At 69.0% G+C, this 20669-nt stretch carries 20 protein-coding genes; 5 read left to right on the top strand and 15 right to left on the bottom strand.

Annotated elements, in window-relative coordinates; translation table 11 throughout:
• Positions 1-379: 379 nt before the first annotated feature.
• Positions 380-1636 carry an IS256 family transposase gene (locus Q0066_RS02050; protein WP_298129567.1) on the bottom strand — a complete coding sequence of 419 codons (1257 nt, stop codon included), beginning with the start codon at positions 1634-1636 and terminating at the stop codon, positions 380-382.
• Positions 1637-1689: 53 nt separating this feature from the next.
• Between Q0066_RS02050 and Q0066_RS02045 the strand changes: the two genes are divergently transcribed.
• Entirely contained in the window at positions 1690-2382 is a 693-nt protein-coding gene (locus tag Q0066_RS02045) for a GntR family transcriptional regulator (RefSeq protein WP_298129566.1), read from the top strand.
• Positions 2383-2526: 144 nt separating this feature from the next.
• Here the strand turns inward: Q0066_RS02045 and Q0066_RS02040 are convergent, their stop codons facing one another.
• Positions 2527-3747 (bottom strand): WS/DGAT domain-containing protein, encoded by a 1221-nt coding sequence (locus Q0066_RS02040; RefSeq protein ID WP_298129564.1) that lies wholly within the window; start codon positions 3745-3747, stop codon positions 2527-2529.
• A gap of 201 nt (positions 3748-3948) precedes the next feature.
• Between Q0066_RS02040 and Q0066_RS02035 the strand changes: the two genes are divergently transcribed.
• Genes Q0066_RS02035 through Q0066_RS02025 form a run of 3 tightly spaced genes read left to right on the top strand, consistent with a single transcriptional unit; the run spans position 3949 to position 6134 of the window.
• On the top strand, positions 3949-5637 hold the full coding sequence (locus Q0066_RS02035) for an FAD-dependent oxidoreductase (RefSeq protein WP_298129563.1): 1689 nt from the start codon (positions 3949-3951) through the stop codon (positions 5635-5637).
• A 28-nt stretch (positions 5638-5665) separates the two neighbouring features.
• Positions 5666-5941, top strand: coding sequence for a metal-sensitive transcriptional regulator (locus Q0066_RS02030; protein WP_298129560.1), 276 nt, complete (start codon positions 5666-5668; stop codon positions 5939-5941).
• 25 nt (positions 5942-5966) lie between these two features.
• Positions 5967-6134 (top strand): hypothetical protein, encoded by a 168-nt coding sequence (locus Q0066_RS02025; protein ID WP_298129558.1) that lies wholly within the window; start codon positions 5967-5969, stop codon positions 6132-6134.
• Positions 6135-6204: 70 nt separating this feature from the next.
• Here Q0066_RS02025 and Q0066_RS02020 read toward each other — a convergent pair whose 3' ends face one another.
• From Q0066_RS02020 to Q0066_RS17520, 6 genes are all read right to left on the bottom strand, one after another.
• Positions 6205-6882, bottom strand: coding sequence for a response regulator transcription factor (locus tag Q0066_RS02020; protein ID WP_298129556.1), 678 nt, complete (start codon positions 6880-6882; stop codon positions 6205-6207).
• Entirely contained in the window at positions 6879-9383 is a 2505-nt protein-coding gene (locus tag Q0066_RS02015; RefSeq protein WP_298129553.1) for an ATP-binding protein, read from the bottom strand. The genes Q0066_RS02020 and Q0066_RS02015 overlap by 4 nt, the downstream gene beginning before the upstream one ends.
• A 4-nt stretch (positions 9384-9387) precedes the next feature.
• Positions 9388-9957 carry a potassium-transporting ATPase subunit KdpC gene (gene kdpC / locus Q0066_RS02010; protein WP_298129551.1) on the bottom strand — a complete coding sequence of 190 codons (570 nt, stop codon included), beginning with the start codon at positions 9955-9957 and terminating at the stop codon, positions 9388-9390.
• A 2-nt stretch (positions 9958-9959) separates the two neighbouring features.
• Positions 9960-12029: a potassium-transporting ATPase subunit KdpB gene (gene kdpB, locus Q0066_RS02005; protein ID WP_298129549.1), complete on the bottom strand. Its 2070-nt coding sequence runs from the start codon at positions 12027-12029 to the stop codon at positions 9960-9962.
• Positions 12030-12123: 94 nt separating this feature from the next.
• The gene (gene kdpA / locus Q0066_RS02000) at positions 12124-13755 is read right to left on the bottom strand and encodes a potassium-transporting ATPase subunit KdpA (protein WP_298129547.1); all 1632 of its coding nucleotides are present in this window, start codon (positions 13753-13755) and stop codon (positions 12124-12126) included.
• Between the two features lie 5 nt (positions 13756-13760).
• On the bottom strand, positions 13761-13847 hold the full coding sequence (locus Q0066_RS17520) for a potassium-transporting ATPase subunit F (protein ID WP_366521490.1): 87 nt from the start codon (positions 13845-13847) through the stop codon (positions 13761-13763).
• 162 nt (positions 13848-14009) lie between these two features.
• Between Q0066_RS17520 and Q0066_RS01995 the strand changes: the two genes are divergently transcribed.
• The gene (locus Q0066_RS01995) at positions 14010-14861 is read left to right on the top strand and encodes a class II fructose-bisphosphate aldolase (RefSeq protein WP_298129545.1); all 852 of its coding nucleotides are present in this window, start codon (positions 14010-14012) and stop codon (positions 14859-14861) included.
• Between the two features lie 203 nt (positions 14862-15064).
• On the opposite strand, the gene Q0066_RS01990 is transcribed toward Q0066_RS01995, so the two are convergent.
• Genes Q0066_RS01990 through Q0066_RS01960 form a run of 7 tightly spaced genes read right to left on the bottom strand, consistent with a single transcriptional unit; the run spans position 15065 to position 20649 of the window.
• Positions 15065-15466, bottom strand: coding sequence for a transcriptional repressor (locus Q0066_RS01990; protein WP_298129544.1), 402 nt, complete (start codon positions 15464-15466; stop codon positions 15065-15067).
• A complete protein-coding gene (locus tag Q0066_RS01985; protein ID WP_298129542.1) occupies positions 15453-16439 on the bottom strand; it encodes a metal ABC transporter permease in 987 nt (328 codons plus the stop codon). The genes Q0066_RS01990 and Q0066_RS01985 overlap by 14 nt, the downstream gene beginning before the upstream one ends.
• Position 16440: 1 nt before the next feature.
• Positions 16441-17202 carry an ATP-binding cassette domain-containing protein gene (locus Q0066_RS01980; RefSeq protein WP_298129539.1) on the bottom strand — a complete coding sequence of 254 codons (762 nt, stop codon included), beginning with the start codon at positions 17200-17202 and terminating at the stop codon, positions 16441-16443.
• Positions 17199-18152 carry a metal ABC transporter substrate-binding protein gene (locus tag Q0066_RS01975; protein ID WP_298129537.1) on the bottom strand — a complete coding sequence of 318 codons (954 nt, stop codon included), beginning with the start codon at positions 18150-18152 and terminating at the stop codon, positions 17199-17201. Before Q0066_RS01975 ends, Q0066_RS01980 begins: the two co-directional genes overlap by 4 nt.
• Before the next feature lie 48 nt (positions 18153-18200).
• Entirely contained in the window at positions 18201-19109 is a 909-nt protein-coding gene (locus Q0066_RS01970; RefSeq protein WP_298129535.1) for an amino acid ABC transporter permease, read from the bottom strand.
• Positions 19106-19768 carry an amino acid ABC transporter permease gene (locus Q0066_RS01965; RefSeq protein ID WP_298129533.1) on the bottom strand — a complete coding sequence of 221 codons (663 nt, stop codon included), beginning with the start codon at positions 19766-19768 and terminating at the stop codon, positions 19106-19108. The genes Q0066_RS01970 and Q0066_RS01965 overlap by 4 nt, the downstream gene beginning before the upstream one ends.
• 59 nt (positions 19769-19827) lie before the next feature.
• Positions 19828-20649: a glutamate ABC transporter substrate-binding protein gene (locus tag Q0066_RS01960; protein WP_298129531.1), complete on the bottom strand. Its 822-nt coding sequence runs from the start codon at positions 20647-20649 to the stop codon at positions 19828-19830.
• Between the last annotated feature and the right edge of the window lie 20 nt (positions 20650-20669).

Here is a 20669-nt window from a genome sequence, read left to right as displayed (position 1 = left end):
GACTCGCTCCAATTGCGCGCCCGCCAGGGTGGTGTCAACTCCCACCAATACTAGGGTGCCCTCCTGGTCCGGGCGGTGTCAGCACTGACCTACAAACGGGGCTGGTGGAGACCCAAAGCCACTCCTCGGAACTCCTGGTCGTACTTCTTCCGCTTCTCTGACATCGCCACTCCTCATAGCTGATGCCTCTACGACTCGGGGGGACTCAGTAGCCTGGAGAAACTGCTTGAGCTGCTGCATCCGTACGTGACCCGGGGCCGCCGCGCCGGTGGCCGACAGCGTCGCGCTTAGGCGGTGCGCCTCGCGACAACCGCGAGTGGCTCTCGGTCAAGTCCGTCGGGGTGGTGTACGAGGTTGATCCCTCGGTTGGGCGTGTCGGTCAGGCTGTGAGGGCTTGTAGTTCGAGGTTGGTACTCACCTCCTCGGTGTGCTGAGTGTCGACGGTTTGGGCGTGCGCCAGGACGTCGAGTCCGAGGTAGCGGCGGCCTTCGGTCCACTCGTCGTGCTGTTCGGCGAGCACGGCGCCGGCGAGCCGGATGATGCTGGCTCGGTCGGGGAAGATCCCGACCACGTCGGTGCGGCGACGGATCTCGCGGTTGAGGCGTTCGTTGGGGTTGTTCGACCAGATCTGCCGCCAGACCTCCTTGGGGAACGGCGTGAACGCCAGGATGTCAGCGCGGGCTTCTTCGAGGTGCGTGGCGACGACGGGGAGCTTGTCGGTGAGGGCGTCGACGACGCGGTCGAACTGGGCGTGCACGGCGTCGGCGTCGGGCTGGTCGTAGATCGAGTGCGGCAGCGCCTTGACCCACGGCCACGACGATTTCGGCGTCGTCGACATCAGGTTCGCTGCGTAATGCGTCCTGCAGCGCTGCCAGGCCGCGCCGGGCAGGGTCGCGGCGATCGCGTTGACGAGGCCGGCGTGCGCGTCGCTGGTGACGAGTTTGACCCCGGACAGGCCGCGGGCCGGCAGGTCACGGAAGAACGCGAGCCAGCCGGCGCCGTCCTCGCTGGTGGTGACCTGAACGCCGAGGACCTCGCGGTGCCCATCGGCGTTGACGCCGGTCGCAACGAGGACGTGCACGGGCACCACGCGGCCGCCTTCTCGGACCTTGAGCACGAGCGCGTCAGCAGCGGCGAACGTGAACGGGCCGGCGTCGGTGAGCCGTCGAGTGCGGAACTCTTCGACCTGCTCATCGAGCTCCTTGGCCATCACCCAGACCTGGCTCTTGGACAGGCCGGTGATCCCAAGAGTCTGCACCAGCTCGTCCATCCGCCGGGTCGAGACGCCGAGCAGGTAGCAGGTCGCCACCACGCTCGTGAGCGCCCGCTCGGCCCGCTTCCTGCGTTCGAGCAGCCACTCCGGATACAACGACCCGGTCCGCAACTTCGGGACGGCAATGTCGAGAGTGCCGACGCGAGTATCGAGGTCGCGGTGGCGGTAGCCGTTGCGGGAGTTGACCCGCTCCGGGCTCCGCTCGCCGAAGCTCGCACCACACACCGCGTCGGCCTGCGCGGAGAGCAACGCGTTCACGAACGTGGTCAGCAGGTCCCGCATCAGGTCAGGGCTCGCCTGGGACAGCTGCTCGTCAAGGAAACGGGCAGGGTCGAGCTGGTTGATACTGGGCACAGCGGTCATCAAGGTGTCCTTCTTCGAGTCGGTTGTGAGAGATCACTCGAAGGATCCACCTGGTGGCCGCGCCTACGTTGGAGGCACGCACTCACTCAGGTCCGTCGTACACCACTCTGCTGGACTCCATTGCCGAACAGCACACCAGAGGTACCCGCTCGTTGCAGGTGCTGCGGGTGCTGCAGGACGAGGTGGTCTCGGGCCGTTGGCCCGAGGGCAGCCAGATCCCGGTGGAGGCGGAACTCAGCGAGTGGCTCTCGGTGAGCCGTTCCACCGTGCGCGAGGCGGTGAGCACGCTGGTCCATCTGGGCATGCTGGAACCCCGGCCGTCCCAGGGCACCTTCGTCCGGGCCCGCACTGCGCTACCGGTGGCGTTGTCGGAGTTCACCGTCGGTTACCAGGTCGACGAGATCCGCCTGCTGCTGCGGTCGCTGGAACTCGAGGCGGCGCCGGGCGCCGCGCGGAATCGCAGCGAGCACGATCTCGACGAACTCCGTGCGCTGGAACAACGCGGCATGGACGGCGACCGCGTCGCTGTGGGGGCCTTCCACGACGTGCTGTTCCGTCTCGCCGGGAACAGCCTGCTGTCCGATCTCCGGCAGGGCCTCGAAAGCCGGATCCGGATCGATGTCGCCTCCGGCGCAGTCTGCGCGGCCGCCCATGGCGCGCTGGCGGAGGCTATCGCCGCCAACGACGCCGACGCCGCACGCGCTGCGGCGTGCGCACACGTGGACCTACGGCTGTCGTCGGTTTAGGCAAGCGCTGATCATTCACGTCCTCGCGGGCTCCGGCCGGGCTCTCAAACCGGGAGCTCAGGCGGGGAGAGATCCCGGATCAAGTCCGGGATGACGATGGAGGGCTTTGATCGGCGGATGCTTCGGGAGCGCTCGACCGACGATTCAGCGCTTGCTGCCGAATCCCGAATCGCCGACGTCGGCCAGTCGCGAGAGTGCCGCGTCGAGGGTCTCGACGAGCGTGCCTTCGGCACTCCAGGCGGAGCGATCCAGCCGGAGGGTGACCCGGAGCCGCCCCGCGTAGCTCAGTGCGGCGACGACCACGCCGACGTTGCCCAGGGTGGGGCTGATCGGCGTCAGCGAACGCACCTCGGCGCCCAGCACGGTCAGCGGCGTGCCGGGGCCGCGCATGTTGGTGACCAGGCTGGTGATGGCCCGCTGGCGTTCGAGCAGCGGCCGGTACCAGCCCATCCGGGCCGCTGCGACCAGGGCTGCCGAGAGGGCCGTCGAGTCGGACGAGGCGCGGGCGAGCCGCTTGCGGCGACGAGTCCGTGCGGCAAGGCGTCCGAGCAGGTCGGCGTCGGTCTCGTCGCCGCGCCGCTCGGGTACCGAGACCAGGAAGCCGCCGACCCGGTTGCGGCTGGGTTCGCCGTCCGAGGGGCCGGGGGTGGTGGGCACGCTGATCACGACTCGGCGCAGCTGCTCGCCGCGCTGGCGAGCGGCGGCGCGCAGCGACTCGGCCACCGCGAGCAACAACAGGTCGTTGATGGTGGCGCCGGCGCGGTGAGCGGCCTCGCGTAGCGCCTCCAGGTCCACTTCGATCGTGACGATCCGGAATCCCGAGGTCAGCGGTGTCAGCAGTGAGGTCGCGGAGGACCCTCGGGTGAGCGCCGCCAACACGCTCGCCGGGGCCAGCCATCGTCGGCGCGGCCGGGGAGCCGTCGGCTCTGGCGGCTCGCCGCCGAACAAGGTGCTGACTACGGCAATGGCTGTCGCGCCGTCGAGCAGGACGTGGTGCGTCACGAACAGCAGATGGGCGGCGTCAGCGGAGCGCAGGATCAGCAGGCGCCACATCGGGATGGTTTCCGGCAGCCCGGCCACCAGCACAGCGATCGCGGTGCCGGTCGGATCATCGGTCGTGAGTTCGAGCACGTGTTGGGCCGGGTCGATGGTGACCTGCTCCCAGCGGGCCGCCCGGGGATTCGCTCCGCGCCGGACGATGCGGTGCGCGAGCAGTGGGAATCCAGCCGCCCGCTCGGCGACCGCCGCTCGCAGGTCGTCGGTGGCGACGGTGCCATCCAGTTCGGCGAGCACGCCGATCAGCCGTGGGTCGGGACCGATATCGCCCGCCAGTTCGGCGGCGTCCCCGATGGTGAACCGCAGCATGCCACCCCCGTTCGCTACGAGTTTCGCGCATCGGCCCGCGCTAGCTCGCCGGATCATGAGAACCGTCCCCAGTGTCCAGGAGAGCCGTCCCCGGTGCCGAAAGAACCGTCCCCGGAAGTTCGGGAGTTCGGCGGCACGCGGCACCGATTGGGCAAAATACCCCAGGGGGTATATATTCTCTCACTGAAGGAGTGATGAGTGATGCGAATCGTGGTCGTCGGGGGAGTTGCGGGCGGAATGAGCTGCGCGGCCCGGGCGCGCCGGCTGGACGAGTCGGCGCAGATCATCGTGCTGGAGCGCGGTGAGCAGGTGTCGTTCGCCAACTGCGGCCTGCCGTACCACGTGGGCGGTGAGATCGACGAGGCCGATCGCCTGCTGCTGCAGACGCCCGAGTCGCTGCGCGCCGCGCTCGACCTCGACGTCCGGACGCGGCATGAGGTGACCGGGCTCGACGCCGCCGCCAAGACGATCGAGGTGCGGACGCCGTCCGGCAAGACGACGCTGAGCTACGACGCACTGGTGCTGGCGCCGGGTGCCCGCGCCGTGCGTCCACCGATCTCCGGACTGGATTCGCCGCGGGTGCGCACCTTGCGCACCGTTCCGGACGCCGTCGCGCTACGTTCCCAGGTGGACGCCGGCGCGGGTCGCGCGGTCGTGCTGGGCGCCGGGTTCATCGGGCTGGAAGCGGCCGAGGCGCTCGCACTGCGCGGCCTGAAGGTCACCGTGGTCGAGTTGGCCGGGCACGTGCTGCCGCCGCTGGAGGCGGAACTCGCCCACCTGGTGACCGACGAGTTGCGCCGGCTCGGCATCGAGGTGCGGGCCGGTATCGCCGCCTCGTCGGTCGAGCACGGTGTGAGGCAGGACACCGTGACGCTCGCCGACGGCAGCCGGATCGCGGCCGACCTGATCGTGCTGTCGGCCGGCGTCCGTCCCGACACCGAGATCTTCGAGGCGGCAGGGGTGGCCTGCGTCAACGGCGCCCTCGTGGTCGACGAGCACGGCCGGACGTCGCTGCCCGGGGTCTGGGCGGTCGGCGACGCCACCGCAGCCACCGACCCAGTCACCGGCGTGGTCCGTCCGGTGCCGCTGGCCGGACCGGCGAACCGGGCCGGGCGGCTGGTCGCCGACGCGATCGTCCGGCCCGAATCGGCTCGGCCGATCCCGCAGCCGCTGGGCACCGCCATCGTCCGGGTCGGCGCGTTGACCGCGGCCCTGACCGGCGCCAACCGGGCCGCCCTGGACGCCGCCGGCATCGACTACCGCACGCTGCATCTGCACCCCAACCAGCACGCGGGCTACTTCCCCGGCGCCAGCCAACTGCACCTGATGCTGCACGTCGGCGCTGCCGACGGCCGCCTTCTCGGTGCGCAGGCGGTCGGCGCAGACGGGGTCGACAAGCGCATCGACGTGCTCGCCAGCGCCCTCCGCGGCGGGCTGAGCGTGGCCGACCTGATCGATCTCGACCTGGCCTACGCGCCGCCTTACGGGCAGGCCAAGGACGCGGTGAACCTGGCCGGCATGGTCGGTGCCAACGTGCTCGACGGCACTCTGCGGCTCTGGTACGCCGGCGACCTGGATCGGATCGAGGACCAGGTTCTGCTGCTCGACGTCCGCAGCCGCGCCGAATGCGCGACCGGTCAGCTGCCGGGGTCGCTGAACATTCCGCACACCGAGTTGCGCGACCGGCTCGACGAGGTGCGGGGCGCCGCCCAGGGACGTCCGGTGCGGGTGCTGTGCGCGTCCGGCGTCCGCTCGGCGATCGCACACCGGGTACTTACCCAGGCGGGCTTCGACTCCGCCTCGCTGTCCGGCGGCATGCTCACCCTCCGCGCCGTGCTCGGTGACCGTGCCGACGAGGTGCTGGTGCTGCCCGAGCCCGCCCACGCCTGACCTGCCCCCACCGACGAGAGGAACCGCCATGGCACCCGCCGATCCCACCGCCCAGCGCCGCATCCTGAACCGGCTGCGCCGCGCCCGCGGTCAACTGGACGCCGTCATCGCCGCCGTCGAGGGCGGCGGCAAATGCCGCGACGTGGTCACCCAGCTGGCCGCCGTCTCGAGCGCCCTGGACCGGGCCGGCTTCACCATCATCGCCACCGCGATGAAGGACTGCCTGGCCGACCCGGACGGTAGCGAGCGCACCGACGACATCACCACCGAAGAGCTCGAGAAGCTCTTCCTCGCCCTCGCCTGAACCCTGAACGACAAGGAGAAACATCATGTGCCGTGCAGTCACCTGCAAACAATGCGGAAAGACCACCTGGGCCGGCTGCGGCCAGCACATCGACGCGGTGAAGCGCACCGTTCCCGCCGCTCAGTGGTGCGGTGGACATGCCACGTCGGCCGCGCCCGCACCCGGTCTGTTCGGACGGCTGTTCGGCCGCTGAGCCGCGTCGCCGGTTGAGCTTGTCGTGACTTCTCGCGAAGGGTCTCGACAGGCTCGACCAACGGTGCTGCTCAGGGCTGTAGTCGATAGCCGAGGCCGGGCTCGTTGATCAGATGCCGGGGGGCGGCCGGATCGGGTTCGATCTTGCGGCGGATCTGGTTGGCGAAGACCCGCAAGTAGTGGTGTTCGCGGCCGTAGCCGGGACCCCAGACGGCACGCAGCAGGTCCTCGTGCGGCACCAGCCGGCCCTGGTGGCGGGCCAGTTCGGCCAGCAGCCGCCACTCGGTCGGGGTGAGATGGATCGTCTCCGAACCGCGGGTGGCCAGGTGGGCGCCGAAGTCGAGGGTCAGGCCGGGGGCGGTGAACGTCTCCGGAGCCTCCGCCGCGACAGACGTCCGACGCACCGCCGCCCGCACCCGGGCCATCAGTTCGTTCACGTCGAAGGGTTTGCTGACGTAGTCGTCGGCACCTTCGTCGAGAGCCTCGATCTTGTCGTCGGCCTGCTGCCGGGCCGACAACACGATCACCGGCACGGCCGAGTGCTGCCGAATCCGGCGCAGCACTTCGACGCCGTCCAGGTCGGGCAGGCCGAGGTCGAGGATCACCAACTCGGGATCGTCGGCCACGAAACTGGCGAGCGCCTGCCGTCCGGACGAGGCCAGCAGCACCTCGTGGCCGCGGGCTCGCAGGTTGATCCGCAGCGTGCGCTGCAGCATGGAATCGTCGTCGACCACCAGGATCCGGGTCACGATGCACCTCCGGGTTCAGCCGGGATCTCCTGACCCGGCCGGGTGGGCAGGGCGATCACCAGGGTCAGTCCACCACCGGGCGTCGGCTCGGCGCCGACCCGTCCGCCCATCGCCTCGGCCAGGCCACGGGCCACCGCCAGCCCGAGACCGATGCCGGTCCCGGCGGAGTCACCTTGGCGTTGGAAGGGCTGGAAGATCCGCTCCAGCTCGTCGGGCGGGACACCCGGCCCGTTGTCGGTGACCCGCACCTCGACCCGGTCGGCGACCCGGCTGGCCCGCACCGTGATCGGGGTGTCGGCGCTCTGATAGCGCAGCGCGTTCTCGGCGATGTTGCCCAGCACCCGGTCGAGCAGGCCGGCGTCGGTGTGTGCCATCCGTGCCTCCGGATCGATCTCCCAGTGGGCGCGAGCGGGGTCGGGCAACGCCGCGAGAGTGGCCGGGATCACCTCGCCGAGATCGGTGGGCGCCGGATGGGCGATCAGCGCACCGGTCTGCAGCCGGGACAGGTCGAGCAGGTTGCCGATCAGCGCCTCCAGCCGGTCCGCGGATTCCTCGATGACGGCCATCAACTCCGCCTCGTCGGCGGCCGACCATTCCACCTCGTCGGAGCGCAGGCTGCCGATCGCCGCCTTGATCCCGGCCAACGGCGTCCGCAGGTCGTGCGAGACGGCGGACAGCAGCGCCGTGCGGGCCTGGTTGTCCCGGGCCAACTGCGCGGCCGACCTGGCCGAACGCTGCAGCTCCCGGCGTTGCAGGATTGCGCCCGCGTGGGCGGCGAAGGCGTCGAACAGCCGGCGCTGGCCGGCGGCCAGGCCTGGTGGCTGCAGCACCAGCTGGTGGTCGCCGGCGTCCTCGTGGTCGGCGGGTGCGGCGGGGTCGTAGCTACCGGCCGCGGCCACGATTTCGGCAGGGCCGTCCGCGGGCCGGCGCACGATCGCGGCAGCCCGGACGCCGAACATGTCCATCGCCCGCTGCAGCAGCAGCGGCAGCTGGTCGGGGGCACCGAGCAGCGAATGGGAGAGCTCGGCCAGCGCGGCGGACTCCCGCTGCGCCGCCTGGGCTTCTTCGGTGCGCCGGGCGTTGCGGTGCACGATCAGCGCCACCAGCACGCCGACTCCGACGAACACCATCAGCGCCAGGGTGTTCTCCGGATCGGCGACCCTCAGCGTGCCGGTCGGTTGCACGAAGAACCAGTTCAGCAGCACCGACGACAGCACCGCGGCCACCACGGCCGGAACCAGCCCGCCGAGCACCGCGACCAGCACGGTGGCCAGCAGGAAGATCGGAATGTCCAGCGGCAGATCGGAGGTGTACGGGTCGGCGTGCAGCAGCACGGTGAGCAGCAGCGGCAGGACGACCGCGGCGACCAGCCCGGCCACCACCCGCTGCCGGGACAGGCCGCGGTGCCGGGTGAAGCCGCGTCCGGGCCTTGGATGGCCGACGACATGGACGTCGATGTCACCGGCGTCGGCGATGATCCGTTCGGCCAGGCTGGGGCTGAGCCCGCGCCGCCAGGGCGGCAGGGGAGACCCGCCGACCAGGATCTGGGTGGCGTTCACCCCGCGGGCGAAATCCAGCACGGCCTGCGCGGCGTCGTCGCCGGTGATGCTGTGGAACTCGCCGCCCAGCTCCTCGGTGAGCCGGCGCAGCTCGGCGACCTGGCTGAGCGGAGCGTTGGCCAGGCCGTCGCTGCGGCTGACGAAGGCGCCCAGCAGTTGGCCGCCGGCCAGCCGGGAGGCGATCCGGGCGCCGCGGCGCAGCAATGCCCGCCCTTCGGGTCCGCCGGTCAGGGCGACCACCACCCGCTCCCGCGCCGGCCACGATTCGGTGATGCCGTGCTGGTTGCGGTAGCCCTCCAGGGCGGCATCCACCTTCTCGGCCAGCCAGAGCAGCGCCAGCTCGCGCAGCGCGGCCAGGTTCCCGACCCGGAAGTAGTTGGCCAGCGCGGCGTCCACCTTCTCCGGACGGTAGATGTTGCCGTGGGCCATCCGCCGGCGCAGCGCCTCCGGCGACATGTCCACCAGGTCGATCTGGTCGGCGGCCCGCACCACCTCGTCCGGCACCGTCTCGCGCTGCACGATGCCGGTGATCGAGGTGACGGCGTCGTTCAACGACTCCAGATGCTGAATGTTGACCGTGGAGATCACGTCGATGCCGGCGTCCAGCAGTTCGTCGATGTCCTGCCAGCGCTTCTCGTTGCGCGAGCCCGGTACGTTGCTGTGGGCGAGTTCGTCGATCAGCGCCACCTGCGGACGGCGGGCCAGCACCGCGTCCAGGTCCAGCTCGGAGAAGGCGACCCCTTGATACTCGATCGTGCGGCGCGGGACGATCTCCAGCCCTTCCAGCTGGGTCTGCGTCTGCTGCCGGCCGTGCGTTTCGCACAGCCCGACCACTACGTCGGTGCCTCGAGAGGCGCGGCGATGACCTTCGGCCAGCATGCTCACCGTCTTGCCCACCCCGGGGGCCGCCCCGAGGTAGATCCGCAGCCGGCCGCGTCCCATGGCCCTATTCTCGTCCGGACAGCGCCAGGTTCAGCCGGGTCACGTTGACGCCGTCCTGGCCGAGGTAGCCCAGTGCGGCCGGCTCGGTCGCCGCGGCGATCATCGCCTCCAGTTCGGCGGCCGGGACGCCGCGGGCGGCGGCCACCCGGGGCACCTGCCAGCGGGCGTAGGCCACCGAGATGTCGGGATCCAGCCCGGACGCCGACGCGGTCAGCGCGTCCTCGGGCACCGGGCCGACAGCGTCCGGGTTGGCCTGCCGTAGCGCGTCCAGCCGTTGCCGGCGGGCCTGCTGCTGGTCGGCGGAGACCGGGGAGAGGTTGCTGCCGCCGGAGGTCTGCCCCGAGTAGTCGGACGCCGAGGGCCGTGGCTGGAACCATTGTGGTCCCGCGAAGGACTGTCCGAGCAGCGCCGAACCGACCACCCGGCCGTCGGCAGCGACCAGTTGGGAGCCGTGCGCCTGCGTCGGGAAGGTCTGGGCGGCCAGGGTGACCACCGCCGGATAGCCGATGCCCAGCACCACCGTCATCACCAGCAGCATCCTCAGCCCGGCGAGAGCCTGACGAAACACGGACATGACTACCCCAATCCCGGGATGAGAGCGACGAGAAGATCGATCAGCTTGATGCCCACGAAGGGCGCCACGATGCCGCCCAGCCCGTAGATCAGCAGGTTGCGGGTGAGCATCGCTGAGGCGCTGAGCGGCCGGTAGGCGACCCCGCGCAGGGCCAGCGGCACCAGGCCGAGAATGATCAGCGCGTTGAAGATCACCGCGGACAGCATCGCCGAAGCCGGTGAGTGCAGGGCCATGATGTTCAACGCCTGCAGGCCGGGGAAGACGCCGACGAACATCGCCGGAATGATCGCGAAGTACTTGGCCACGTCGTTGGCGATAGAGAAGGTGGTCAGCGCACCGCGGGTGATCAGCAGCTGCTTGCCGATGCCGACGATGTCGATCAGCTTGGTCGGGTCCGAATCGAGGTCGACCATGTTGCCGGCCTCCTTGGCCGCCGAGGTGCCGGTGTTCATCGCCACCCCGACGTCGGCCTGGGCGAGTGCCGGGGCGTCGTTGGTGCCGTCCCCGGTCATCGCGACCAGCCGTCCGTCGGCCTGTTCGGCCTTGATCAGCGCCATCTTGTCCTCGGGGGTGGCCTCGGCGAGGAAGTCGTCCACCCCGGCCTCGGCGGCGATCGCCTTGGCGGTCAGCGGGTTGTCGCCGGTGATCATCACCGTTCGGATGCCCATCGCCCGCAGTTGCGCGAACCGCTGCGTCATGCCCGGCTTCACCACGTCCTTGAGCTCGACCACGCCCAGGGTGCGCGGCGGCGAGCCGGGTTGCCGGCTGGCCACCACCAGCGGAGTGGCGCCACGTCCGGAGATCTCGTCGACGATCGGCTGCAGCCGGGTGGCGAACCGGCCGCCTCCGCCGGCCACCCAGGCGGCGACCGCCGAACCGGCGCCCTTGCGGATCTGGGTGCCGTCCGGCAGGTCGACCCCGGACATCCGGGTCTGCGCGGTGAACGGCACGAAGCTGGCCCCGGCCCGGATCAACGCGTCATCGCTCAACTCGTGGACGCCGGACGCCCCGGTCGGCCGGTCGGCGAGCGCGAACTCGACGATGGAGCGCCCCTCCGGGGTCTGGTCGGCCAGCGAGGACGCGTGCGCGGCGTCCAGCAGCTCGCCGCGCTCCACTCCGGGCAACGGCCGGACGTCGCTGGCCCGCCGGTTGCCGAAGGTGATGGTGCCGGTCTTGTCCAGCAGCAGGGTGCTGACGTCGCCGGCCGCCTCGACGGCGCGTCCGGACATGGCCAGCACGTTGCGCTGCACCAGCCGGTCCATGCCGGCGATGCCGATCGCCGACAGCAGGGCGCCGATGGTGGTCGGGATCAGGCAGACCAGCAGGGCGACCAGCACCACCAGCGGCAGCCGTCCGCCGGAGTAGATCGCCTGCGGCTGCAGGGCGATCACCGCCAGCAGGAAGATGATGGTCAGGGTGATCAGCAGAATGCCCAGGGCGATCTCGTTCGGGGTCTTCTGCCGGGCCGCGCCCTCGACCAGGGCGATCATCTTGTCGATGAACGTCTCGCCCGGCTTGGCGGTGATCTTCACCACGATCCGGTCGCTGAGCACGGTGGTGCCGCCGGTCACCGCGCACCTGTCGCCGCCGGCCTCGCGGATCACCGGCGCCGACTCGCCGGTGATCGCCGACTCGTCGATGCTGGCCACGCCGTCCACCACGTCGCCGTCGCCGGGGATCACCTGGCCGGCCTCGACCACCACCCGGTCACCGATCCGCAACTCGACGCCGGCCACCTGCTCCTCGGTGTCGTCGGCGCGCAGCCGCCGAGCCATGGTCCGGGTCCGGGTGGCTCGCAGCGTGTCGGCCTGCGCTTTGCCGCGTCCCTCGGCGATCGCCTCGGCGAGGTTGGCGAAGACGATGGTCGCCCACAGCCACAGCGTGACCGCGATGGTGAACACCGACGGCTGCAGCACCGACAGCACGGTGGTCAGCACTGATCCGACCCAGACCACGAAGATCACCGGGCTGCCGATCAGATGCCGCGGGTCCAGCTTCGCCAGCGCCTGGGGGAGGGACTGCCAGGCGGTGACGGCCAGCGACGGATGCGCCGGGCGGGGATGCCTGCTCATCACAGCCTCCTCCTCATGACGGCGTGGTACGCCGGGGACGGTTCTTTTCGTCCCACTCCGCTGGGGACGCTTCCTCTCACGACGATGCCCTTCCTCATGACAGTGCCTCCGCGATCGGGCCGAGAGCCAGGGACGGGAAGTAGGTGAGGCCGGCGACGACCAGGATGATCGCCAGCAGGAATCCGGCGAAGCTCGCCGAGTGGGTGGGCATCGTCCCGGCGGTCACCGGACGGCGTCCCTGCCGGCTCAGCCCTCCGGCCAGCGCCAGCATCGCCACGATCGGGACGAACCGGCCGAACAGCATGCAGGCCGCCAGCGCCAGGTTCAGGAACGGCTGGTCGGCGGACAGCCCGGCGAAGGCCGAGCCGTTGTTGTTGGCCGCCGACGTGAACGCGTACAGCATTTCGCTCAGCCCGTGCGGTCCGGACGCCAGCATCGCGTGTCTCGAGGTGGGCACGAGCAGCGCCGTCCCGGTGCCGAGCAGCACCAGCGTCGGAGTGATCAGCATGGCCAGCGCGGCCAGGGTGATCTCCCGCCGTCCGATCGACTTGCCGAGCAGTTCCGGCGTCCGGCCCACCATCAGCCCGGCCACGAAGACCGCCAGCACCACCATCACCAGCATCGAGTACAGCCCGGTGCCGACCCCGCCCGGGGACAACTCGCCGAGCATCATGTTCAGCAACGCAACGCCACCCGACAAGGGCTGCAGCGACTCGTGCATGGCGTTCACCGCACCGGTGGAGGTGCTGGTGGTGGCCGAGGCGAAGATCGCCGACCACGCGGTGCCGAAGCGCTGCTCCTTGCCCTCCAGGCTGCCTCCGGCCACCTCCAGCGCGGTCAGCGCCGCCATCGCGCCGAAACCGAGCACGGCCATCACGGCGGCGATCGTGGCGCCCTGCCGGCGGTCCTTGACCATCAGGCCGTAGCTGTAGGGCAGCGCGGACGGGATGGCCAGCATCAGCACGATCTCGATGAGATTCGATACCCCGTTGGGGTTCTCGAACGGGTAGGCGGAGTTGGCGTTGAAGAAGCCGCCGCCGTTGGTGCCCAACTCCTTGATGGCCTCCTGGGACGCCACCAAGCCGCCCTGCAGCACCTGGGTACCGCCGCCGATGGTGGTGATCGTGACCGGTTCGTCCAGGTTCTGGATGACGCCGCAGGCCACCAGCGCGATCGCGGCGATCACCGACAGCGGCAGCAGGACGCGCAGCGTGCCGCGGGTCAGGTCGACCCAGAAGTTGCCCAGCCGGTCGGTGTGTTCCCGGGTCAGCCCTCGGACGACGGCGATCGCCACGGCCAGGCCGACCGCTGCGGAGACGAAGTTCTGCACGGTCAGTCCGAGCGCCTGCAGCAGGTAGCCGGCCCCGGCCTCACCGGCGTAGGACTGCCAGTTGGTGTTGGTGACGAACGAGACCGCCGTGTTCAACGCCGTGTCGACGTTCATCGAACGCCCTTGCGAGAACGGCAGTAGTGGCTGGGCCAGGATCAGCCCCCACAACAGCAGGATCGACACTCCCGAGAACGCCAGCACCGACACGGCATAGACGCCCCAACGCTGCTCGGCGTCCGGATCGACGCCGGTCAGCCGGTAGATCAGCCGCTCCACGCGGGTGTGGGTGGGCGAGGTGAATACCCGGTGGATCCAGCTGCCGAGCGGCACATGGATGACGGCCAGGATCACGACAACGGTGAGCACGGCCAGCACGGCGGCGAGCGTCGGAGGCATGGTGCTCAGAACCGTTCCGGGTGCGCCAGGGCGAAGCCCAGATAGATGAGCAATGCCAAGCCGAGCAGCGCGGCCAACAGGTCCTCGATCACACTTCGATCGTGTGCCCGCCCGGGGCGGTCGTCCGCGCTGTTGACCGAGCTCTGACGAGTCTTGACGGTTCCTTGATGCGCCGACCTGCCGGCGGTCGTCGCTCACTACACTGAGCCGTCCGGGGCAGAGCCGCCTTGGAAACCTGACTGAGGAGGTACCCGATGCTGATCGGGCTGCGCGACGCACTCGACTTCGCCGAAAGCAGGAACTGCGGCATCGCCGCGATCAACACCCCGACGCTGGAGTTGTTGCTGTCGGCGATCAAGGTGGCCGAGCGGTACGAGGTGCCGCTGATCGTGCAGCACGCCCAGGTGCACGAACCGGTGAATGCGATCGAGGACATCGGCCCGGTCATGGTCGAGTTGGCCCGCCGCTCCAGCACCGGACTGGTGGTGCACGTCGACCACGGCGAGACCATCGACTACGTCGAGCGCGGTTTCGCGGTCGGCTTCAACTCGGCGATGTTCGACGGCTCGCGGCTGTCCTACGACGACAACGTCGCACAGACCCGCGCGGTGGTGGAGTTGGCGAACTCGCGCGGTTACGGCGTCGAGGGTGAACTGGGTGTCATGCCCGGACGCGAGGACGGCGTCGAATCCAAGGGTGTGGCCGACGAGACCCTGTACACCAGCCCCGAGGACGCCGCGGCGTTCGTCGCCGCCACCGGCGTCACCGCGCTGGCCTGCTCATTCGGCACCGTGCACGGCCTGTACAAGGCCGATCCGAAGATCAACTTCGGGCTGATCGGTGAACTGCGCCGGGCCGGTGGAGTCCCGATCGTGATGCACGGCGGATCTGGGCTGAGTTGCGAGGAGTACCGCGCCGCGATCGAGGCCGGCGTCCGCAAGATCAACTACTACACCTACGCCGACAAGGCCGGCCTCGAAGCAGCCCGGCAGCTGCTCGACGACCAGCCCGACACCCACGTCTTCTGCGACCTCACGGTGGCCGCAACCAAGGCCATCGAGGCCAACCTGGACGAGCTCGTCCGCTGCCTCTATCGGGTGGTCTGACAGCACGCAACGGCACGGACCCAGTCGGGGTCTCGACAAGCTCGACCAGCGTGGAACGAAAAGAACCGTCCCCAGCGTTCCGTCATCCAGGCGAACGCCGGGATCTCCGGCCGGTTCGGCACCACCGAGATTCCGGATCAGGTCCGGGATGACGGGACCGCAGTAGGGCCTCGACAAGCTCGACCAACGGTGGTTGGCCGCGCCTACTTGCTGCTGCAGTCGGCGCAGGTGCCGAAGAACTCGACCTCGTGGTCGATCTCGGCGAAGCCGTACTGGCCGGCGATCTTGCGGGTCTGCTCCTCGAGGCCGGGCAGGCTGATCTCGACGGTGCGTCCGCAGGAACGGCAGACCAGGTGATGGTGATGCCCGGGGGTGCAGGTGCGGTAGGCGATCTGGCCGTCCGGGGTGCGGATGCTGTCCACCTCGCCGCTGGCGGCCATCGCCTGCAGCGCCCGGTAGACAGTGGCCAAGCCGACGGTCGAGCCGTCGTGGCGCATCCGGTCGTGAATCTCCTGGCTGGTGGCGAACGAGTTGCTGGCCTCGACGGCATCGCGGATCTCTGTGCGCTGCCTCGTGCGGCGTGGTGTTCGTTCAGTGCTCGTCATAGTGACCCTCATGCGCGGCGTGCCGGTGACCATCGTGAATGTAGTCGACATGTCCAGCGTGGGGCACCGCCGGATGCCCGCAGGTTGCGGAATGCACGTGTGGATGCTCCTCGGTCAACTCGTGCGAACGGGGCGGCTGGTCATCGGTCAGCTCGACAAACGGGGCGTAGCGGCGGGCCAGCAGCAGCGAGGCCGGCCAGCTGAGCGCGAACACACCGATCGCGATCACCACGATCAGGGCGCCGGGTGCGGTGTCGAACTGGTAGGAGCCGATCGTGCCGCTCACCGCGGCCAGCACGCCCAGGCCCATCGCCACCAGCATCGACCGGCGGAAGCCGATCACCAGATGGTTGGCGGTCGCCACCGGCACCACCATCAGGGCACTGACCAGCAGCAGGCCGACGGTCCGCATCGAGACCGTGACGGTGACGGCCGCGAGCGCCACGATCAGGATGTTGTAGACCCGGACGGGCAGCCCGATCGTCCGGGCGAACGGCTCGTCGGCACTCACCGCGAAAAGCTGCGGCAGCAGGCCGAGGCAGACGACCAGCACGACCGCGCCGAGCCCGGCGATGATCCACAGCTCGGTGGCGTTGATGGTGAGCAGCGATCCGAACAGGAACGCCGACAGGGTGCCGGTGCCTTGGCCGGCCAGGCTGGCCAGGAGCAGCCCGCCGGACAGCCCGCCGTAGAACAGGATCGCGAGGCCGACATCGCCGCTGGTGCGGCCCAGTTCACGGAGCAGTTCGATGGCGATCGCGCCCACCACGCACACCACCACCGCGACCGGCAGCGGTGCGGTGCCGGTCAGGAAGGCCAGGCCGACACCCGCGACGGCCAGATGGCCCAGGCCGTCGCCGAGCAGGCTGAGCCGGCGTTGCACCAGGTAGGTGCCGATCGCGGGGGCGGTCAGGCCGGTGATGACGGCGGCGAGCAGCGCCCGCTGCATGAACTCCAGCGCGAGCCATTCCATCTCAGATCACCTCGAGTCCGGTCTCGTGGAAGTGGCTGTGCGGCAGTTCGTGCACTTCGTGCCCGCCCAGTGCCGGCTGGAACGGTCCGTCGGCGACCACCCGTCCGTCGGCCAGGGTGATCGCCCGGTCGATCAGTGGTTCGAACGGGCCGGGTTCGTGCAGCACCATCACCACTGTCGTGCCCGCCTCACGCAACTCGGCCAGGATCTCGGCGAGCACGCCCTGGGTGGTCTGATCGACCCCGGCCAGTGGCTCGTCCCAGACCATCAGGTCCGCGGTGCCGGCCAGCGCGCGGGCGATCAGCACCCGCTGCTGCTGGCCGCCGGAGAGCCGGACAAACGGCGCCTGCGCGCGATCGGCCATGCCGACCCGGACCAGGGCGTCCGTCACCGCCTGGCGATCGGCCGCGCTCGCCGGCCACAGCGGACGCCGCAACCCGAGACGTCCGGAAGCCACCACCTCACGGGCGGTGGCCTGTTGCACCAGGATGGTGCTGCGCTGCGGGACGTAGCCGATGCGGTGCCAGTCACGGAATCTGCTCAGCTCGGTGCCGAACAACTCCACGGTGCCCCGGTGCGGCACCAAGCCGAGCAAGGCCCGCATCAGCGTGGTCTTGCCCGACCCGTTGTTGCCGGTCACCGCCACCGTCTGGCCGACACCGATCTCGAAGCCGGCATGCCGGACGATGGGGACGCCCGACAGCACCACGTCGACCTGATGTGCGGAGATGGCCGGGGCTGAGGGCCGCGGCTCGGCCGTCATGAACAGCCGTTCGCCTTCTGCAGCGAAGTGAGATTGGATTTCATGACCTCAATGTAGTCCGACCCGCGGGACTCCGGCGTCAGCCCCTCCAGCGGATCGAGCACGTCGGTGGTCAGCTTCAGGTCACCGGCGATCGACTTGGCCACCGCGGGCGAGGCCAGGGTCTCGAAGAAGATCGTGGTGACGCCGTTCGCCTTCGCCACCTTCTGCACCTCGGCTATCCGCGCGGCGGTCGGCTCGGTGTCGGGTTCGATGCCGCTGATGCCGACCTGCTCCAGGCCGTAGCGGTGGGCCAGGTAGCCGAAGGCCTCGTGCGAGGTGATGAACACCTTGCGCTGGCACGAGCTGAGGCCGGTCTTGAAGTCGGTGTCGAGCTGCTTCAGCTGGGCGATCAGCGCGTCGGCGTTCGCGGCGAAGGTCGCCTTGGCGTCCGGCTTGGCTTCGGCGAGCGCGTCGCGGACGTGCTCGGTGATCGTCACCATGTTGTTCGGGTCGAGCCAGGTGTGCGGATCGAGCGCCCCATGGTCGTGTCCGTCGTCCGCATGCCCCTCGTCCGCGTGGTCGTCTTCGTGCTGAGCGGGCTGCAGGGTCAGGAAGGACGCGGTGTCGACCGCCTGCTTCGGGGTGACCGTCTGCAGGGCCGAATCGACCGCAGCCTGGAAGCCCTTCTGGTAGATCAGCAGATCGGACTCGCCGATGCCCGCCACCTGTTTGGGGGAGAGCTCCAGATCGTGCGGCTCGGCGCCCGGCTGGGTCAGATCGGTGATCGTCACCAGGTCCTTGCCGACCTGCTGCGCCACGTACTCGAACGGGTAGAACGCGGCCGTCACCTTGAGCTGGGTCGCCCCCGCCGGGCCGGACGAGGTGGATGGCGTCCCCGCCGAACACCCTGCGGTGATGGACAGCCCGAGGGCCGCCACTGCCGTCACTACCGCTCTGAGGATCTTCATGACAATCATTCTCAGGCTGTACTCGGCGTGTGTCAAAACGCCCGGCGCTCAGCGCTGATCGATCAACGTATCGGTCGGTCCGCCAGGCTCGGCGCTGCCCTGAATGATGTTGGGTGCTGCGGTAGTCAGCGGGGCTGCGGTAACCGAGCGCTTCCGCAGTCGCTGCTCCACCCAGCGTGCGAACCTGGTCAACGACCAGTTGATCAGGATGAAGAGTGCCGCAGCCACGATGTATGCCGGCACGGTGTTGGCGTAGGCCGAGCCTAGGGTCTTCGACCAGGTGAGCAGTTCGGAATAGGTGATCTGGTAGCCGAGCGCCGAGTCCTTCACCACCACCACAAGCTGGCCGATCAGGGCTGGAAGCATGGCGACCAGGGCCTGTGGCAGCTGGATCGAACGCAACGTCTGGCTCGGAGTGAGGCCAATCGACAAACCAGCCTCGGCCTGGCCCTTGGGCAACGAATGGACGCCGGAGCGCACCAGTTCGGCGATTACCGAGCCGTTATAGAGGGTGAGCGCGACCACAACGGCCATCAGTGGATTCACGTCATTGCGGAACCAGCGCAACAACTGAAGGGCGTTGAACAGGAAGATCATCATGATCAGCACCGGGACGGCGCGGAAGAACTCGACCACGACGCCACTCACCACCCGTATCCACCGGGTCGATGCCAGCCGGCCGATTCCCAGTAGCAGGCCCAGCAAGCCGGCCAGGATGACCGACAGTACGGCGGCGATCGCCGTGCCCAGCAAGCCTTGGAGCAGATAGTTGCGCCACGCGCTCGCGGTCAGGAACGGCATCCATTTCGCGGCGTCCAGTTGACCTTTGGTGCCGAGTTGGTAGAGCACTGCGGCCAGGACGCCGGCCACGATCACTACCCCGACGATTGTCAGGATCAGGTGGCGTTGCCGGGCTTTCGGCCCCGGGGCATCGAACAAGACGGCCTGGGCGCTCATCGCTTCACCGCCAGTCGCTGCGAGAGATGGGTGAACCAGATACCCAGCGGGAGCGTGAGAATGACGAAGCCGATCGCGAATACGGCGAACACGGGGAGGCTGCCAGTCTCATTCTCGACGATGATCGCCATCAGCCCTGCGGCGTCCGAAACTCCGATGACCGCAGCCACCGTGGTGTTCTTGATCAGTGCGATCAGGGTGGACCCCAGGGGAGCGATCGAACCGCGGAACGCTTGTGGCAACAGTACCTCGGTCAGCGATTGCCTGAAGGTGAGCCCGATCGAACGCGCCGCCTCCGCTTGTCCGGCGGGAATGGTGTTGACCCCACTGCGCAGGGCCTCGCAGACGAATGCGGCGTGGTAGAGGCTGAGCACAATCACGGCCCAGATGAAGGCGTTGGTCTTCGCATCGTCGGACCAGCTGAGGCCAAGGATGAAGCTCACACCCAGGATGCTCGCCACCATCAGTACCGTCAGTGGGGTGTTCCGCAATATGTTCACGTAGCTAGTGCCGATGAACTGCAGGACGGGCACGGGGGAGACGCGGCAAATCGCCACCAGCGTTCCGACGATCAATGCGCCCAATGCGGACAGCACGGACAATTCGATCGTGACCCAGAATGCCGCCAGCAGGTCGTATTTCGCGAGGATATCGCCCATCGCTTCAACCCTTCGGGTCGCGGAGAGTGCCGCCCCGCGGCGACACCCTCCGAGAGGAATTACGAGCAGGCCGCAGGCGTCGGCGGGTTGCCGGGTCCCGGCTTGTAGTCGGCAGGCCCGAGGTTCTTGTCGATGAATTGCTGCCAACTGCCGTCGGCGATCATCGACTTGATCGCGTCTGTGACTTTATTGCACAGTTCCGTGTTGCCCTTCTTCAGGCCAACGCCATAGTTCTCTTTGGTGAACGGCTTACCGACCACCCTGAGCTTGCCCTTGTATTCCGGCTGGGCCGCGTAGCCGGCGAGGATGGTGTCATCGGTGGTGAGAGCGTCGATCGTCTTCGCAGCCAGTGCGGCAACGCATTCCGAGTAGGTGGCGAAATTCTGCAGGTTGACGCCCGGCACCTTGTCGGTGATCTGCTGTGCCGAGGTCGACCCCGTCACCGAGCAGAGCTTCTTGCCCTTGAGCGAATCAATGCCCGTGATCGAGGTGTCGTCGGCGCGAATCAAGAGATCCTGCCCGGCGATGAAGTACGGCCCGGCGAAGTCGACCTTCTGCTTGCGCTGGTCGGTGATCGAGTACGTGGCGACGACCAGGTCGACCTGGCCGCTGTCGATGAGTGTCTCGCGCTGAGCCGACGGCGCCTGGGTCCACTGGATCTTCTCGGGCGTGGTGCCCAGCTTGCCGGCGATGTAGGTGGCGACGTCCACGTCGAGGCCGGTGTACTGATCGCCCGACTTCAAGCCGAGGCCGGGCTGGTCGAATTTGATGCCGATCTTCAGATTTGACAGGTCGGTGCTGCCGCTGCCGCCGGCGCACGCTGTCAATGAGAGAGCGAGGGCAGCCGCGGCTGTTGCGGCGCCGATTTTCTTCAGTGCCATGGTCGAGCTCCTTTGCTTGC

This window comes from Micropruina sp., from assembly GCF_027492755.1.
In the GTDB taxonomy this organism is placed as follows: Bacteria; Actinomycetota; Actinomycetes; order Propionibacteriales; family Propionibacteriaceae; genus Micropruina.
This window is presented reverse-complemented; position numbering and strand designations above follow the sequence as displayed.